Raw genomic sequence first — 201 nt, forward strand, 5'->3', positions numbered from 1 at the left:
AAATGAACATTGAAAACTGAATGACAATATGTCAACGTTAATTCCAATAAATGTAACTTTAAGTTACAAACACTATTTAGTTTTATGAGCTAATCAAACATCATAAATTTTTATGGAGAGTTTGATCCTGGCTCAGGATGAACGCTGGCGGCGTGCCTAATACATGCAAGTCGAGCGAACAGACGAGGAGCTTGCTCCTCT

The 201-nt window shown here is 37.3% G+C and carries 1 rRNA gene; it reads left to right on the plus strand.

The window, feature by feature from the left end:
* Positions 1 to 109: 109 nt before the first annotated feature.
* A 16S ribosomal RNA gene (locus tag CD127_RS11600) occupies positions 110 to 201 on the plus strand; the annotation flags it as partial.

It is taken from the genome of Staphylococcus petrasii (assembly GCF_002902565.1).
In the GTDB taxonomy this organism is placed as follows: domain Bacteria; phylum Bacillota; class Bacilli; order Staphylococcales; family Staphylococcaceae; genus Staphylococcus; species Staphylococcus petrasii.